This window comes from Pseudomonas sp. (assembly GCF_032058845.1).
Taxonomy (GTDB): Bacteria; Pseudomonadota; Gammaproteobacteria; order Pseudomonadales; family Pseudomonadaceae; genus Aquipseudomonas.
Window position 1 is genome coordinate 41,394 of the sequence record NZ_DAMCCR010000018.1, and the last position, 15,158, is coordinate 56,551.

Below are 15,158 nucleotides of genomic sequence, written 5' to 3' on the forward strand. Positions count from 1 at the left end.
AGACTCCATCGATTGAATGGCGGTGGTCACCACAGGGCGTTTGGCCATCAGTGAGGCCAGATGGTGCCAGCCTCCCGATCAACGGTCAGACCACCGTTGACAGCGCCATGATGAAGATGATGCCCACCACCGATAGCAGCGTTTCCATCAACGTCCAGGTTTTCAGGGTCTCGGCCACTGTCATGTTGAAGTACTGCTTGACCAGCCAGAAACCGGCGTCATTGACGTGCGACAGAATCAGCGAGCCCGCGCCGGTGGCCAAGACCAGTAGCTCACGGTTGACGCCTGGAATCAGGTCGACCACCGGGGCCACGATGCCCGCGCCGGTAATGGTCGCCACGGTCGCGGACCCGGTCGCCACGCGGATGACCGCCGCCACCAGCCAGGCCAGCAGGATCGGCGAGATTTCCGCCTGCACCGCCATCTGCCCGATCACGTTGCCGACGCCGGTATCCACCAGCATCTGCTTGAAGCCGCCGCCGGCACCGACGATCAGCACGATGGCCGCCGTGGGCGCCAGGCTCTGATCGAGCATCTTCATGATCTGCTGGCGCGAGAAGCCGCGGGCCGAGCCGAAGGTGTAGAACGCCAGCAGCAAGGCGGCGAGCAGGGCGGTGATGGGGTGGCCGATCAGGTCGAGCCACTGGCGCACGATGTGTTCGGCCGGCAGCACCACATCGGCGAAGGTTTTCAGCAGCATCAGCGCCACGGGCAGCAGCACGGTCAGCAGCGTGATACCAAAGCTTGGCAGCTCGCGCGTTTGCGACTCGCGGGCGATCTGGTCCATCAGTTCCTGCGACGGCGTCCCGGGGATGTAACGCGAAATGAAACTGCCGAACAACGGACCGGCGATCACGGCGGTGGGCAGGGCGATCAACAAGCCATAGAAGATGGTCTTGCCGATGTCGGCCTTGAAGATGCCGATGGCCAGCAACGGCCCCGGGTGTGGCGGCACCAGGCCGTGCACCACCGACAGGCCGGCCAGCAGCGGAATGCCGATCTTGACCAGCGACACCCCGGTACGCCGGGCGACGATGAACACCAGCGGGATCAACAGCACGAAGCCGATTTCGAAGAACAGCGGAATGCCCACCAGAAACGCCGAGAACATCATGGCCCAGTGCACATTGCGTTTGCCGAAGGCGCGGATCAGGGTCTGAGCGATCTGGTCGGCGCCCCCCGAGTCGGCCATCAGCTTGCCCAGCATGGTGCCCAGCGCCAGCACGATGCCGACGAAGCCCAGCACGCCGCCGAAGCCGTCCTGGAACGATTTCATGACCTTGGCCACCTCCATCCCGGAGGTCAGGCCAAGAAAGCCGGCAGCCAGGGTGAGGGCGACGAAAGGGTGAACCTTGAAGTGGGTGATCAGCACGATCAGCCCAATGATGGTGACCAGTGCGTCCAGCAGCAGAAAGGTATCAGTAGCCAGTCCGAACATTGGAGTAAGCCTCGGTTTTATCGTTGTTGTGTCGGGGTACAGCGTTTTTCGCATTCAGCCGCTGACGCATCAGGGTGCAAGACAGCGCTGTCTTCGGTGAGCCGGGTCACCGCCGTTCAGGCGGTGCGGGCCAGGCCCGGCCCACCTTGGGGCTTCAGCCAGGCGTCGACCTGCTCGGCCAGGGTCAGCACGGGGCGGGTGGCGTCGAGGGTAAGGGTGAGGATTTCGCCGTCGGGCGATTCCAGGGCGGCGAACTGGCTGGCGATCAGGCTGGCCGGCATGAAGTGACCGGGGCGGGCGAGTACGCGCTTTTCGGCTTCGGCAGGGCTCAGTTCGAGGAATACGAAGCCCAGGCCCGGCACGGCATCGCGCAGGGTTTCGCGGTAGCGCCGCTTGAGTGCAGAGCAGGTCAGCACCGGCCGCTCGCCGGCAGCGATGGCCGCTTGCAGCTCCTCACCCAGACGCACCAGCCAACCGGCGCGGTCGGCATCATCCAGGGCAATTCCGGCGCTCATCTTGCGAATGTTTTCGGCAGGGTGAAAGGCATCGCCTTCAATCAGGCGGCCGCCGCTTTTCTCGACGATGGCAGAACCGATGCAGCTTTTGCCGCAACCGGCCACACCCATGACGACGAGGGCGGACAGGGAAGGATTCATCAGTACCTCCTGCGGGGTAAGACAGCGCTGTCTTTGAACTGGCGCGAGCCAATGCGCGTGGCTTTCCCGGGTTTTATTGGTTTTGTGCTGAACGCAGTATGGACGCTCAGGCAATGTCGGCCAGCAAGGATGCATTGCCTGGGTCGTGAGACAGCGCTACCTTAGTGACCGTTCCCACCCTGCGCAAGTAGTAAAATTACAACGCCTATGACTCGCACTGGTTCCCGCACCACTGGTCGTCCCACCCTGGCCGAAGTGGCCCGGCTCTCCGGCGTCTCGCCGATCACTGCCTCCCGTGCATTGCGCGGCGTGACCAGCGTGGCCCCGGCGCTGGCAGAAAAGGTTCGCGCCGCTGCCGCGACGCTGGGCTACATCGCCAACCCCGCAGCCCGCGCGCTGGCATCGGCGCGCAGCCATTCGGTGGTGGTGCTGATCCCCTCGCTGTCCAATCAGCTGTTCATCGATACCCTCGAAGCGATTCACGAGGTGATGCGCCCGCGCGGCCTGGAAGTGCTGATCGGCAACTACCACTACGACACCGCCGAAGAAGAGAACCTGATCCGCAATTACCTGGCCTACCAACCCTGCGGCATGTTGCTGACCGGCTTCGACCGCACCGACGCTTCGTTGCAGATGCTGGCCGCCAGTGGCGTGCCGTGTGTGCACATGATGGAACTGGGGGGCGAGGGCGCCGCGCTGTCAGTGGGCTTTTCCCAGTTCGAGGCCGGACGCGCTGCGGCCCGGCACCTGATCGAGCGTGGTCGCCGGCGGCTCGGTTTCATCGCCGCGCAACTCGACCCCAGGGTCATGCAGCGCGCGCAGGGCTTTCGTCAGGGGCTGGCAGAAGCCGGCCTGGCGGCCCCTGAGCTCGAGCGACTGGCGCCCGAGCCTTCATCGATCGCCCTGGGTGCTGCGCTGTTCAGCGAGGTACTGGCCTTCGATGCCACGCTCGACGGGCTGTTCTTCTGCAACGACGACCTGGCCCATGGCGCGATCTTTCAGGCGCTGCGGCTGGGCGTGGCGGTGCCGGAGCAGGTGGCGATGGTCGGCTTCAACGACCTGCCAGCCTCGGCGCACACGGTCCCGCGGCTGACCTCCATCCGCACGCCACGGGCCGCCGTTGGTCGCGCGGCGGCCCAGGCGCTGCTGGCGCAACTGGACGGCAAACGGGTGACTGCAGCCCGGCAAGATCTGGGCTTCGAGCTGATGGTCCGTGAAAGCAGCTGATAACCGACGAACGTGCTGGCAAATGGCTTGCCAGCCAAGGGCGTCGAGATATGCTTGCATCACCGTGCATAAAGGAGGCCGGCGTCATGTTCGATTATCATCGCAAGTCCGATCTGATCGAGATTCAGCGCTGCCACCAGGCACTGGGCGAACGAAAGGCCAGGCAGGCTGCCCTCGATCGCTCCATGGCGATCATCGAATTCGCGCCCGATGGCACCATCCTCGATGCCAACGCACGTTTCTGCGAGGCCACCGGCTACAGCATCGACGAACTGCGTGGCCAGCATCATCAGCTGTTCTGCGACCCTGCGTACGCGCACAGCGAGACCTATCGCCAGTTCTGGCACGACCTTGCCGGGGGTATCCCGATCAGCGGCACCTTTGAGCGGCGCGACAAGCACGGCCGTGAGGTGTGGCTCGAGGCGAGCTACATGCCCGTGCTCAATGAGCAGGCACAGGTGGTACGAGTCATCAAGGTTGCTGCCGATATTACCCACCGCGTGCAGCAGGCGCACGAGCAGGACAGCCTGCTCCAGGCCATTGGCCGCTCCATGGCCGTGGTCGAGTTCTCGCCCGAGGGCGAGGTGCTCGCTGCCAACGACAACTTCCTCAAGACCCTGGGCTACACGCTCGCCGAAGTGGTCGGCCGCCATCACAGCCTGTTCTGTCTGCCCAGCGAGCGCGAATCGGCCGAGTACCGCGAGTTCTGGGCTTCGCTCAACCGCGGCGAGTACCATTCGCATCGTTTCGAGCGCGTCGACAAGCATGGCCGTATCGTCTACCTCGAGGCCTCGTACAATCCGATCTTCGACAACAAGGGCCGCTTGCTCAAGGTGGTCAAGTTCGCCAGCGACATCACCTCCCAGGTCAATACCCAGCAGACTGCCGCCGATGCCGCCCATGCCAGCTCGGTGCAGACCGACGCCTGCGCGCGCAAGGGTACGCACGTGGTGCAGCAGACCGTGGCAGTGATCGAGGAAATTTCCCAGGAGTTGAACGATGCGGCGCGCAGCCTGGATGCGGTGAGCCAGCAGTCGGCGTTGATCGGCCAGATCGTCTCGACCATTCGAGGCATTGCCGACCAGACCAATTTGCTGGCCCTCAACGCGGCCATCGAAGCGGCCCGTGCTGGTGAGCACGGGCGCGGGTTTGCGGTGGTGGCCGATGAGGTGCGCAGCCTGGCGGCGCGCACCAGCAAGGCGACCCTGGAGATTGTCGAGGTGGTGCGCCAGAACCATGATCTCTCACTCACCGCAGTGGCCAGCATGCAATCGAGCCTGAGTCGCACCGGACGTGGCGTGGCGCTGGCCAACGAGGCAGGGACGGTGATCATGGAAATCCAGCAGGGCTCACGTCACGTGGTCGATGCCATCAGCCAGATCAGCTCGACACTTCAGTTGCACTGAGCCCATCGCTCAGCTCGCGCGCCAGCGTCTGCAGGCCGGCTTCCAGCGCGCACCGCGCCGCCTCCAGCGGCTGCCCGGCGGTGCAGGCGGCTTCCAGCACCTCGCACTGCGCCACCACCGTTCTGACCTTGAGCATTTTTGCGCCGCCCTTGATCCGATGAACCAGCGCCTGCACCGCGTCGGTCGACGGCGCGCTGCCCAGGGTCTGCAAGGCCTTGAGGTCTTCGTCATTGCTCTTGGCGAGCTGTTCGAGCAAGCGCCGCACCAGTTTGGCGTCCCCTTGGGTGAGGTGCAGCAGGTTGTTCAGGTCGAAGCCACTGGTGGATGCCACACCCGGCGGCTGCGCTGCGCTCGGCAGGTGCGCCTTGAGGGCCTGCAGACCGACCGGTTTGAACAGGCAGTCATCCATGCCGCTCAGCAGGCAGCGCTGGCGTTCTTCGGCCTGCGCATTGGCGGTGATACCGAGAATCCGGCAGCGCGGCCGGCCACCGTGCTGCTCGAGCTCACGAATGCGCCGGGTCAGAGCATGACCGTCCATCACCGGCATGCTGCAGTCGGTGATCACCAGATCGAATGCCTGCTCCTGCCACAGGGCCAGGGCGACGGCGCCCTGTTCGGCCAGGACCACGCGGTGGCCCAGTGCGGCGAGCTGCTTGTCCATCAGCAGCAGGTTGGCGGGGTAGTCGTCGACGACCAGAATGCTCAGCGCACTGGCCGTCATGGGGGCGGTCTCGTGCGCAGGCGCCTGCACCGGCATCGGCGCCGTGCAGGCCAGGCTCAGTTGCACGACCACACGCGTGCCCACGCCTTCGACACTCTGCAATTCCAGCTGGCCGCCCATCAGTTCGCACAAGGTGCGGCTGATGACCAGCCCCAGCCCCGCGCCCTGGCGGGCGCGCCCGCTGTCGAGCTGGGTAAAGGCGCTGAACAGTCGCGTCTGGTCCGCCACGCTGATGCCCAGACCGCTGTCCTGTACCTGCAACTCGACGGCCACACGGTCGCCATCCGGCAGCTCGCTGAGTTGCAGCGAGACCACGACCTTGCCGTGCTCGGTGAACTTGATCGCGTTGCTCAACAGGTTCGACAGCACCTGGCGAAACCGCACCGCGTCGACCATCACCCACGCCGCTTGCTGCGGGGCGTGCAGCTGTAGCGCCAGGCCTTTGATTCGGGCATTGCCCTCGAACACGCGCACGGTGGCGCGGACGATATCCAGCAGGTCGGCAGGGGCCGGGTGCAGGGTCAGGTGGCCGGCTTCGACACGGGAGATGTCGAGGATATCGCCGATCAGTTCCAGCAGGCCGATGGCCGACTCATGCGCGGTCTTCAACGACACCATGTCGCACTGCCCGCGTCGGCCGTCTTCCACGGCCAGTTCCAGCAGGCCGATCACCGCGTTCATGGGCGTGCGGATCTCATGGCTCATGGTGGCGAGGAAAGTGCTCTTGGCCTGGCTGGCCTGTTCGGCATCGTTCTTGGCCTGGCGCAGTTGCTCGAGCAGGCTGCGGCTCAGCGCCAGTTGGGCCTGCAAGGCCTGTTGCGCTTCGGTGCGCTGGTGAATCAGCTTGCGCAAGTAGGTGTTCCAGAACACCACGCCCGCCAGCAGCACCAGCGCGAAACCGCCCAGTTGCAGCATCAGCGTGCGGTAATTACGCCACGGGCTGTCGCTGGCCACGGCGTTGACCCGCCAGCGGTTGATCAGTTGCTCAAGCTCGTCAGGCGGGATGCTGACCAGCGCCTTGTCCAGGATGTTCTGCAGCAACGGCAGTTGTGGGGCAACACCGAAGGCCGCCACCGCCGGTTCATCGTCTACCACCGAGGTGATTTTCAATGCCCCTTTGAACACGTGATTGATGTAATAGGCCGCGTTGATCTGCGTGCTATAGGCGACATCCGCCTGACCATTGGCCACCGCTTCCATCATGAGCAGGGGGTTCTTCACTTCGACGAAGGTCAGGCGCGGGTAGCGCTCGCCGAGAATCGCACGCAGCGGCGAGCCGGTCAGCAACGCCACACGCTGGCGGTCGAGCTGGCCGGTGGTGATGTCGGGCAAGTCGCTGTGGGTGACCAGTACCCGTGGGCTGACCAGGTAGGGCCGGGTGTAGCGCAGTCGCGCTGCACGCTCGGCGCCATAGCCCAGTGCGCCGACGATCTCGGCGTCGCCGCGGGCAACCTGATCGACCATGTCCTGCACCGAATGACGCTGCACGATCTGAAAGCGCAGGCCCGTGCGCAGGCTGATCTGTTCGAGCAGATCGAACGTGGCGCCGCGTGGCTGCTGATTGGCATCATTGAACGTCAGTGGCGCCAGGCTGTCGGTGACCAGTACCCGTATCGTCGGGTGATGGTCGATCCACCGCTGTTCCTCGGCGGTCAATGCGCTGAGGTGGTGCTCCAGCAGGATGCTGGTATTGCCGCTGGTCCAGCGGCGCAGGATGCTCAGCCGTTCGCTGTTGAAGATGCGCGCCAGCGCCTGATCCACCAGGCGTTGGAGTGGCGTGTTGTCGTGCTTCATGGCGAAGGCGAACGCGCCGGCGGGGACGTTGACGAAGTGGTCGATCTTCAGTTGCCCGGAGTAGCTCATGCCGATCAGGTAGTCAGTGCTGATCGCATCGCCCAGGTAGACATCTGCCTGGTTCAGCGCCACGGCCGCCAGCCCGGCGAGTGTCGAGCGGTAGAGGGTCAGTTGCGCATTGGGGTACAGCCGCCGCACGGTATCGGTGGGCAGGTAGTGATCGACAGTGGCCAGGCGCAGGCCAGTAAGGTCATCGCTCTTGCGCAAGCTGCGCCCGGGTTGGGTGACGATGACTGGCAGGTCATCGGTGTAGGGCTGGCTGAGCGTGAGGTTGGCGTCAGCCGCCTCGAAGGCATTGGAGCTGCCGAGCAGGTCGATCTGCCCGTTGTGCAAGGCTTCGATGGCGTCCTGTCGAGTGGCGAAGCGTTGTACCTCGATAGGCACGCCCAGTTGTTCACCGATCAGCCCCGCGTAGTCGGCGCTCAAGCCCTCGTAGTCTTTCAGGCTTGTGTTGATCTCAAAGGGTGGGTAATCAGGCGTCGAGCTGCCCAGCACCAGAGCCTTGCGCTGAGTGAGCCACTGGCGGTCGGCAGGGGCAAGCACCAGGGGCGGTGCGGCGCTTTGCGAGCGCGCCAACAATTGCCGTGGCTCGCTGTCGATCTGGGCCTGGGCGTAAGCCGATACGGCCAACAGCCCTGTCAGCAACAGCGCTGGCAGCATCGGCTTGATTCCTCATTCAATTGACGTTGTTGCGTTTGGCCAGGTCGACCATTTCTACCAGCGACTCGGTCTTGAGCTTGTCCATGATGCGACCGCGGTAAGTACTGATGGTCTTGGCGCTGAGGTTCATTTTCTCACCGATGTATTTGTTGCTTTCGCCTCGGGTGAGGCGGCGCAACACTTCGACCTCACGATTGGAGAGGCTGCCCAGCCGGTTCGCTTCGCTCTCCAGGGAACTGCTATTGACTGACATCTGAGGAAACGTCGAGTAACCCTTGATCATGGCCTTGAGGGCGAAGAGCAGAGAGTCGAGGTCCTCATCCTTGTTGACGAACGCCGAAATGCCCGCATCCAGGCAGCGCCGCACGTAGAGGTCGGCCGGCTGACCGGTGAGGACCATGATCTTCGGTGCCTGATCCATCAACTGCAAGCGCTTGATCACCTCCATGCCGTCCAGGCGGGGCAAGGCGATGTCCAGGATTACCACGTCGGGTTGCAGCTTGCGCGCCATCTCGACTGCTTGAATGCCATCATTGGCCGTGCCGAGCAGGTGGAAATTGTGGTTTTCAAGCAACATGCTCACAGCGAAGCGGATGGCAGCGTGGTCATCAACTACCAGGACGCTGGTCATAGGGAAACTCCTATCGGAAATGTGGTCCGTTTCCTGAAATCACCCAGGAACACGCCGCTGCCTCAGCGGGGAGGCGCACCATACGTCGAATCGGAATGCTTGGTAACGGCGCCGGGGGAAGCGTTGAAAAAGTCAGGATAATCTGAGGAAAATTCCTACAAACCTCTCGGCTAGATCTAGTCTAGGCGCTGCACCAGGGTCTGTAGGAAGGGTCGATGACCGGTGTCACTGCGCACTTCAAGGTCTGAACAGGTGTGCGTGGCTGGCACGGTACAGCGCGGACTCGCTGAACGGCGTGTCACCCAGGACATGGCCCACTAGAATCAACGCCGTGCGACGGAAGCCTTTTTGCTCAACCTGCGCGCTAATGGTCTCCAGGGTGCCGAGCACCCAGTCCTGGTCCGGCCAGCTGGCGCGGTGGACCACTGCGACCGGGCAGTGCGCACCGTAATGCGGCAGCAGTTCGGCGACGATCTGTGCCAGATGCTTGACACCGAGGTGGATCGCCAGGGTGCAGCCATGCCGGGCAAGGTCAGCCAGGCGCTCGCCTTCAGGCAAGGGCGAGCGGTCGCCGTAGCGGGTCAGGATCACCGTCTGCGCCACCCCCGGCAGGGTCAGTTCGCAGCCGAGCAGGGCGGCGCTGGCCGCCGTGGCGGTCACGCCAGGGATGATCTGATACGGAATGTCATGCCGGCGCAGATGGGCGATCTGTTCACCGATGGCGCCGTACAGGCTGGGATCGCCACTGTGTACCCGCGCCACGTCCTGACCCCGCCCATGAGCCTCGCGCATGGCATCGACGATCTGCTCGAGGTGCAGTTCGGCGCTGTTGAGCAGCGTGACGGCCTGATGCCCGACCAGCACTGCTTCAGGCACCAGCGAGCCGGCGTAGATGATCACCGGGCACTGACGAATCAGCCGCTGGCCCTTGACCGTGATCAGCTCGGGGTCGCCGGGGCCGGCACCGATGAAATAGACCGTCATGATACGTCCTGCAAAAAAGGGAGGGCCGCGATTATCCCCGCCAGGCCAGCGCAAGGGTAGCGGGGCCGTGAATCTGCCGGGTCACCCTCAGCGCACAGCGGCCTTCGACCTGCCGGGCAGCGGCCAGTGCAGTGCTCTCGGCTACGCCCCAGCAGCCACTGTGCGCAAAGACGATGGGTGATCGATGGCTGAGCAGGGGTTCCAGGTCGGCAAGGCTTGCGCTTTGAAACACCTGCAGCGGCAGCTGCAGCTTCGCGGCCAATGCCAGCAGGCCCGGTTCCTGGGCCTTGCTGGCCAGGCTGGCGATGCCGCGCACGGCGGTCAGTGACAGCCGATGCTGGCGCAGGGTCTGCAGCAGCAGCGCCTCAAGGTGCTCGGCGGGGCAACCTTTGCGGCAGCCGAAGCCTGCGTACAGCGCAGGCTCCGGTTCGGGCTCAGGCACGCGCAGCACGGCGGTAGAGCCAGGTGCTCAGCAGGCCCAGGGCCACCCAGAACACGGCGTTGGTCAGCCACGAGGCGATCTTGAACTGCGCTTCCAGCGCTTGCGGCGCGAGGCTCTCATGCACCTCTGGCTGCGGCGCGCCGATCAGGTGCGGAAGCACCAGCAGCACCGCGCCCAGGCCCTTGAGCAGCCAGGAGCGGCCGAATACCAGCAAGCCCAGCCCCGCCGCGGTGGCGGCGGCGGTGCCCATCCACCAGCTCTGGCGTTGGGCGAGGTCGGCGGCTGCAGTGCCCGGCAACTCTGGCGGCAGGCCCAGGGTCGGCGCCAGGCAGAACACGGCAAAGCCGGCCAAGCCCCACAGCGCGCCGGTGGCAACCCGGTTGGGCTCACGCAGGCTGTACAACGCGGCGAGGATCAGCGCAAAACCCACTGCGACGACCAGGTTGCCACCGGTGGTGGACAGCACGCGCTGCCAGCCATCTTCCGGCTCCCACGCCTCGGCGGCGGGCTCGTGGGCCGCAGCCGCCTCGGCATGCGCATGCATCTGGGTGGCGGGCGCGGCGTTCTCGTAGGTCTCGGCCTTGAGGATCAGCGGGCTGACCCAGAGGCTTTGCAGCAACGTCAGCAACAGCGCGGCAAGCAAGCCGCTGAACCCAGCGGTACGGGCGATGCGAGTGATCATGCGGGCGTACTCGAGGTTGAGGGATCAGTGGCAGGGGAAGGCGGCGCTGTGCCGGGTGTCATGGGCAGCGTTGTGCACCGCTTCGATGTGCGAGAAGCCGGCGAAATACACCAGGCACAAGCCCAGCAGGCTGGCGCCGATGGCCAGGGTCAGGCGCTGGCTGAGGGTGGCGGGGGCGGTGATCGCAGGTTTGGCGCTGGTAACGGGCATGACGTGATCCTCGGCTGGGAAAACGGCAGGCCACGCGCGGCGGGCCCGGGCGCGAATGCGTCAGGTGCCTGCAACCGCGCCCGCCCACCGCGGGGGTTGTTCGATGCGACAGGCCGGTCTCCGGGCTTGCGAGCAGGCGCCAGGCGCCTCGTGCAGCGCGTCCACCTTCCCACGCTTGCAGGGCATGCCTTGGGCGCAGTGGCTGTCTGGACGCTTGGCTCGCTTACCGTTGCGGGGGCAGCACCGGCCTTGTCTGGTCTGCTGTTGCAGCCCAGACGCACCGGTTTCCCGTTTCACCCCCTGGGGGGCACCTGACGCACGTGCGCTGGGCACGCCCTGCATGGTCTTGGCACGCGGCCGGGCGAGGTGAAAACGGCAGAGACCAGAAGCCCCACAGCGTTTTCAACATCGCCTGAACAAGTAACAAGACTTTTCAGAGGTGCCAAGCAAATCATGCGACGTATTTGCGCGTCAATCACCACCAGCGGTTGACCCCATGCAGGGCACTGCGTAGCCTTGCCGCTTTGAGGTTCCCGGGGAGCTGCTTCCCTGGGCTAGGCGCTGTGCGAGCGTGCCTGTCTGAAGGTCAGGCGTCTCCACACCCGCCGAAGAGGGGAACGCGGTTCAAGCCGCGGCTGCCCCCGCAACTGTAAGCACCGAAGCCGATCGGCATGGCCGCTGCGCACGCGCATGCTGGCGCCGTTCCACATTACGGTGCGAGCCAGGCGACCTGCCTCGACACGCATTCGACTATCAACCGGGCGGGGTGATCCGGTGGCGAGTACGCCCGGCCGTTCTGGTCGCGGGCGGTCGTCCGGCATGCCCGCGCCTTCTGCCAAGGGCACTGAGACATGAAAACACTGGCCAAGCTCCCCGTTACCATCGTCACCGGCTTTCTCGGCTCGGGCAAAACCACCTTGCTGCGGCACATGCTCGATAACGCCCAGGGCCGGCGCATCGCGGTCATCGTCAACGAGTTCGGCGAACTGGGCATCGATGGCGACCTGCTCAAGCAGTGCAGCATCGGCTGCAGCGAAGAAGAGGCCCAGGGACGGGTGTACGAGCTGGCCAATGGCTGCCTGTGCTGCACCGTGCAGGAGGAGTTCTTCCCGGTGATGCGCGAGCTGGTCGCGCGCCGTGGCGATCTGGACCACATTCTCATCGAAACCAGCGGCCTGGCCCTGCCCAAGCCGTTGGTGCAGGCCTTCCAGTGGCCGGAAATCCGCAACGCCTGTACCGTCGATGCCGTGATCACCGTGGTCGACAGCCCGGCGGTCGCAGCGGGCACCTTTGCTGCCTACCCCGACCAGGTCGATGCACAGCGCAAGCTCGACCCCAATCTCGACCACGAATCGCCGCTGCATGAGCTGTTCGCCGACCAACTGGCCAGCGCCGACCTGGTGGTGCTGAACAAGGCCGACCTGATCGACGCCGACGGCCTGGCGCGCGTACGCGCCGAAGTGCAGGAAGAGCTGCCGCCAGCGGTCAAGGTGATCGAAGCGAGCAGCGGCCGCCTGCCGTTGGACGTGCTGCTGGGGTTGGCTGCCGAGTCCGAAGCGCACATCGATGGGCGCCGCACCCACCACGACTCGCACCACGACGACGATGGCGAGCACGACGACCATGACCACGACGCCTTCGACTCCATTTCCCTCGACCTGCCCGAGGCCGACGAGCGCGTGCTGCTCGAAGCCCTGAGCCAGCTGGTCGCCGAGTTCGGCATCCTGCGCGCCAAAGGCTTCGCCGCCATTCCCGGCAAGCCCATGCGCCTGCTGATCCAGGGGGTCGGCAGCCGCTTCGACAAGCATTTCGATCGCCCATGGCGCAGCGACGAACCACGCATCACGCGCCTGGTACTGATCGGCCAGGACCTCGACGCCGAGTTGCTCGGCACGCGCCTGCGCCAGGCCCTGGGCGCCTGATCGATGCACCTGCTGCGGACCCAGCCCGGCGGCTTCGTGCCGGACGACAGCATCGCGGACCTCGGCCAGACCCCCGCCGAGCTGGTGATCCTCTGCAGCGGTGACTCGCACCTGGCGCTGCTGGCCGAGACAGCCGAGCAATTGCCGGCCGACTACCCCAGCGTGCGCCTGGCCAACCCCATGCAGGTGCAGAATCACGCTTCGGTCGATCTCTACGTCGACGAGGTGCTGCGCCACGCCAAGGTAATCCTGGTGTCGCTGCATGGCGGGGTGGGCTACTGGCGCTATGGCGTCGAGCAGTTGGTGGAACTGGCGAGCCGCGGTGTCGAGTTGATCCTGGTGCCTGGCGATGACCGCCCGGATCCCGAGCTGACGGGCCTGGGCAGTGTGCGTGATGCTCGCGCCGAGCGGCTCTGGCACTACCTGCGCCAGGGCGGCAAAGGCAATGCACTGAACCTGTTCCACTGCCTGGCCAGCACCTGGCTGGACCGCGACTATGCCTGGGACGAACCGCAGCCGCTGCCGCGCACCAGCGTTTATCACCCACAGGTGGCCAACGCCACGCTGCAGGACTGGTACGGCCAGTGGCAGGCCGATCAGCCGGTCGCGCCGCTGCTGTTCTACCGCTCGCACCTGCAAGCGGCCAACACCGGCTTCATCGACGTGTTCTGCGAGCGCCTGCTGGCAGCCGGGCTCAACCCCTTGCCAATGGCAGTGGCCAGTCTCAAGGAGCCGGGTTGTCTGGAGCAGGTGCAGGCCTGGATGGACGAGGTCGAGGCCGAGGTGATCATCAACACCACCGGCTTTGCCCTGTCGAGCCCCGAGCGGCCCAACCTGCGCCCGCTGCGCCGCGACATACCGGTGCTGCAGGCGATCTGCGCGCAAGACAACCAGCCCGCCTGGGAGGCGAACGAGCAAGGCCTCGGCGCGCGGGACCTGGCCATGCACATCGTGTTGCCCGAGCTCGATGGGCGCGTCATCACTCGGCCGATCAGCTTCAAGGACCTGGCCTGGCGCAGCGAGCGCAGCCAGTCCGATGTGGTCTGCTACCGTGCGCACCCCGAGCGCATGGATTTCGTTGCCGAGCTGGCCCGCCGCTGGGTGGCCCTGGCGCGGCTGCCTGCCGGGCAGAAACGCATCGCCCTGGTCCTGGCCAACTACCCGACCCGCGATGGCCGCATCGGCAACGGTGTAGGCCTCGACACGCCGGGGGCGGCACTCAACATCCTGCGCGCGTTGAAAGACCAGGGCTATCCGCTGGGCGAGCTGCCAGACAGCGGCACCTCGCTGATCCAGGCGCTGTTGGGTGGCGTGACCAACGACCTCGACCACCTCGACCAACGCCCCTGCGCGCAAAGCCTGAGCCTGGATGACTACCAGCGTGCCTTCGCTCGGCTGCCGGCGGCCAATCGCCAGGCCGTGCTCGAACGCTGGGGCCCGCCCGAGCAAGACCCGATGTTTCGCAGCGGGCGGATGATGGTCGCCGGCCTGCGCTTTGGCCTGACTTTCGTCGGCATTCAGCCGGCGCGTGGCTACCAGGTCGACCCCAGCGCGGTCTATCACGACCCGGACCTGGTACCGCCCCATGGCTATCTGGCGTTCTACTTCTGGCTGCGCCACGACTACGGCAGCGATGCGCTGATCCATGTCGGCAAGCACGGCAACCTCGAGTGGTTGCCGGGCAAAGGTGTGGGCCTGTCGGCCGAGTGCTGGCCCGACGCACTGTTGGGGCCGATGCCCAACATCTACCCGTTCATCGTCAATGACCCGGGCGAGGGCGCCCAAGCCAAGCGCCGCACCCAGGCGGTCATCATCGATCACCTGATGCCGCCGCTGACCCGCGCCGAAACCTACGGCCCACTGCGCCATCTGGAGCGCCTGGCCGACGAATACTACGACGCACAACTGCTCGATCCACGCCGTGCCCGTGAGCTGCAACGCGAAATTCTGGAGCTGGTCAAAGCCAACCACATCGATCGCGAGTTGCAGCTCGAAGGCCAGCTGGACGATGCTGCGCTGTGGTTGCCACGGCTCGATACGTACCTGTGCGACCTCAAGGAATCGCAGATTCGTGATGGCCTGCACGTGTTTGGGCAGTCGCCTGCAGGACGCCTGCGCCGCGACACACTGCTGGCCCTGCTGCGGGTGGCGCGCGGTGACGGACAGGGCGCCAATGCCAGCCTGTTGCGGGCGTTGGCCAAAGCCCAGGCGCTGGGCTTCGACCCGCTCGATTGCGACCTCGGTGAGCCGTGGGCAGGCCCTCGACCCGCCGGCCTGCAAGGCGTCGATGACGCGCGTCGCATTGCCGAAGATGACGTTGTCGTC

Annotated in this window: 11 protein-coding genes, 2 pseudogenes and 2 riboswitches; of the genes and pseudogenes, 5 read left to right on the forward strand and 8 right to left on the reverse strand. The window is 65.3% G+C overall.

The features are described from left to right. Positions 1 to 85: 85 nt before the first annotated feature. Together RT028_RS05785 and RT028_RS05790 are read right to left on the reverse strand one after the other, a co-directional pair. Positions 86 to 1,438, reverse strand: coding sequence for a GntP family permease (locus tag RT028_RS05785; protein WP_312933405.1), 1,353 nt, complete (start codon positions 1,436 to 1,438; stop codon positions 86 to 88). A gap of 116 nt (positions 1,439 to 1,554) precedes the next feature. Continuing rightward, a complete protein-coding gene (locus RT028_RS05790; protein ID WP_312933407.1) occupies positions 1,555 to 2,094 on the reverse strand; it encodes a gluconokinase in 540 nt (179 codons plus the stop codon). 207 nt (positions 2,095 to 2,301) lie between these two features. Between RT028_RS05790 and RT028_RS05795 the strand changes: the two genes are divergently transcribed. The 3 genes and pseudogenes from RT028_RS05795 to RT028_RS20300 all read left to right on the forward strand — a co-directional run. Beyond that, positions 2,302 to 3,321: a LacI family DNA-binding transcriptional regulator gene (locus tag RT028_RS05795; protein WP_312933409.1), complete on the forward strand. Its 1,020-nt coding sequence runs from the start codon at positions 2,302 to 2,304 to the stop codon at positions 3,319 to 3,321. Positions 3,322 to 3,407: 86 nt separating this feature from the next. After that, positions 3,408 to 4,190 (forward strand): annotated as a pseudogene (locus tag RT028_RS20295) (PAS domain-containing protein); the annotation flags it as partial. Positions 4,191 to 4,295: 105 nt separating this feature from the next. Beyond that, a pseudogene (locus RT028_RS20300) lies at positions 4,296 to 4,727 on the forward strand (methyl-accepting chemotaxis protein); the annotation flags it as partial. Here RT028_RS20300 and RT028_RS05805 read toward each other — a convergent pair. The 6 genes from RT028_RS05805 to RT028_RS05830 form a co-directional block, all read right to left on the reverse strand. Continuing rightward, positions 4,702 to 7,971 carry a transporter substrate-binding domain-containing protein gene (locus tag RT028_RS05805; protein WP_312933426.1) on the reverse strand — a complete coding sequence of 1,090 codons (3,270 nt, stop codon included), beginning with the start codon at positions 7,969 to 7,971 and terminating at the stop codon, positions 4,702 to 4,704. The pseudogene RT028_RS20300 and the gene RT028_RS05805 overlap by 26 nt on opposite strands. Positions 7,972 to 7,978: 7 nt before the next feature. Beyond that, a complete protein-coding gene (locus tag RT028_RS05810; protein ID WP_312933412.1) occupies positions 7,979 to 8,593 on the reverse strand; it encodes a response regulator transcription factor in 615 nt (204 codons plus the stop codon). A gap of 237 nt (positions 8,594 to 8,830) precedes the next feature. After that, positions 8,831 to 9,577 (reverse strand): precorrin-4 C(11)-methyltransferase, encoded by a 747-nt coding sequence (gene cobM, locus RT028_RS05815; RefSeq protein WP_312933414.1) that lies wholly within the window; start codon positions 9,575 to 9,577, stop codon positions 8,831 to 8,833. 31 nt (positions 9,578 to 9,608) lie between these two features. After that, entirely contained in the window at positions 9,609 to 10,025 is a 417-nt protein-coding gene (locus tag RT028_RS05820) for a cobalamin biosynthesis protein (protein ID WP_409567178.1), read from the reverse strand. Continuing rightward, positions 10,012 to 10,701 (reverse strand): CbtA family protein, encoded by a 690-nt coding sequence (locus RT028_RS05825; RefSeq protein ID WP_312933418.1) that lies wholly within the window; start codon positions 10,699 to 10,701, stop codon positions 10,012 to 10,014. Before RT028_RS05825 ends, RT028_RS05820 begins: the two co-directional genes overlap by 14 nt. A 24-nt stretch (positions 10,702 to 10,725) precedes the next feature. Further along, positions 10,726 to 10,911, reverse strand: a complete 186-nt coding sequence (locus RT028_RS05830; RefSeq protein ID WP_312933420.1) for a CbtB-domain containing protein — start codon at positions 10,909 to 10,911, stop codon at positions 10,726 to 10,728. A 93-nt stretch (positions 10,912 to 11,004) separates the two neighbouring features. Beyond that, positions 11,005 to 11,241, reverse strand: a riboswitch (cobalamin riboswitch). A 241-nt stretch (positions 11,242 to 11,482) separates the two neighbouring features. Then, positions 11,483 to 11,664: riboswitch (cobalamin riboswitch) on the forward strand. 98 nt (positions 11,665 to 11,762) lie between these two features. On the opposite strand from RT028_RS05830, the gene cobW reads away from it, so the two are divergent. Beyond that, positions 11,763 to 12,833, forward strand: coding sequence for a cobalamin biosynthesis protein CobW (cobW, locus tag RT028_RS05835; RefSeq protein WP_312933422.1), 1,071 nt, complete (start codon positions 11,763 to 11,765; stop codon positions 12,831 to 12,833). Positions 12,834 to 12,836: 3 nt separating this feature from the next. After that, on the forward strand, positions 12,837 to 15,158 hold a 2,322-nt coding region (gene cobN / locus RT028_RS05840), incomplete at its 3' end, for a cobaltochelatase subunit CobN (RefSeq protein ID WP_312933424.1).

Coding starts and splice junctions, on each gene's coding strand:
- RT028_RS05785 (WP_312933405.1), bottom strand. CDS start 1,438: ATGTTCGGACTGGCTACTGATACCTTTCTGCTGCTGGACGCACTGGTC.
- RT028_RS05790 (WP_312933407.1), bottom strand. CDS start 2,094: ATGAATCCTTCCCTGTCCGCCCTCGTCGTCATGGGTGTGGCCGGTTGC.
- RT028_RS05795 (WP_312933409.1), top strand. CDS start 2,302: ATGACTCGCACTGGTTCCCGCACCACTGGTCGTCCCACCCTGGCCGAA.
- RT028_RS05810 (WP_312933412.1), bottom strand. CDS start 8,593: ATGACCAGCGTCCTGGTAGTTGATGACCACGCTGCCATCCGCTTCGCT.
- cobM (WP_312933414.1), bottom strand. CDS start 9,577: ATGACGGTCTATTTCATCGGTGCCGGCCCCGGCGACCCCGAGCTGATC.
- RT028_RS05825 (WP_312933418.1), bottom strand. CDS start 10,701: ATGATCACTCGCATCGCCCGTACCGCTGGGTTCAGCGGCTTGCTTGCC.
- RT028_RS05830 (WP_312933420.1), bottom strand. CDS start 10,911: ATGCCCGTTACCAGCGCCAAACCTGCGATCACCGCCCCCGCCACCCTC.
- cobW (WP_312933422.1), top strand. CDS start 11,763: ATGAAAACACTGGCCAAGCTCCCCGTTACCATCGTCACCGGCTTTCTC.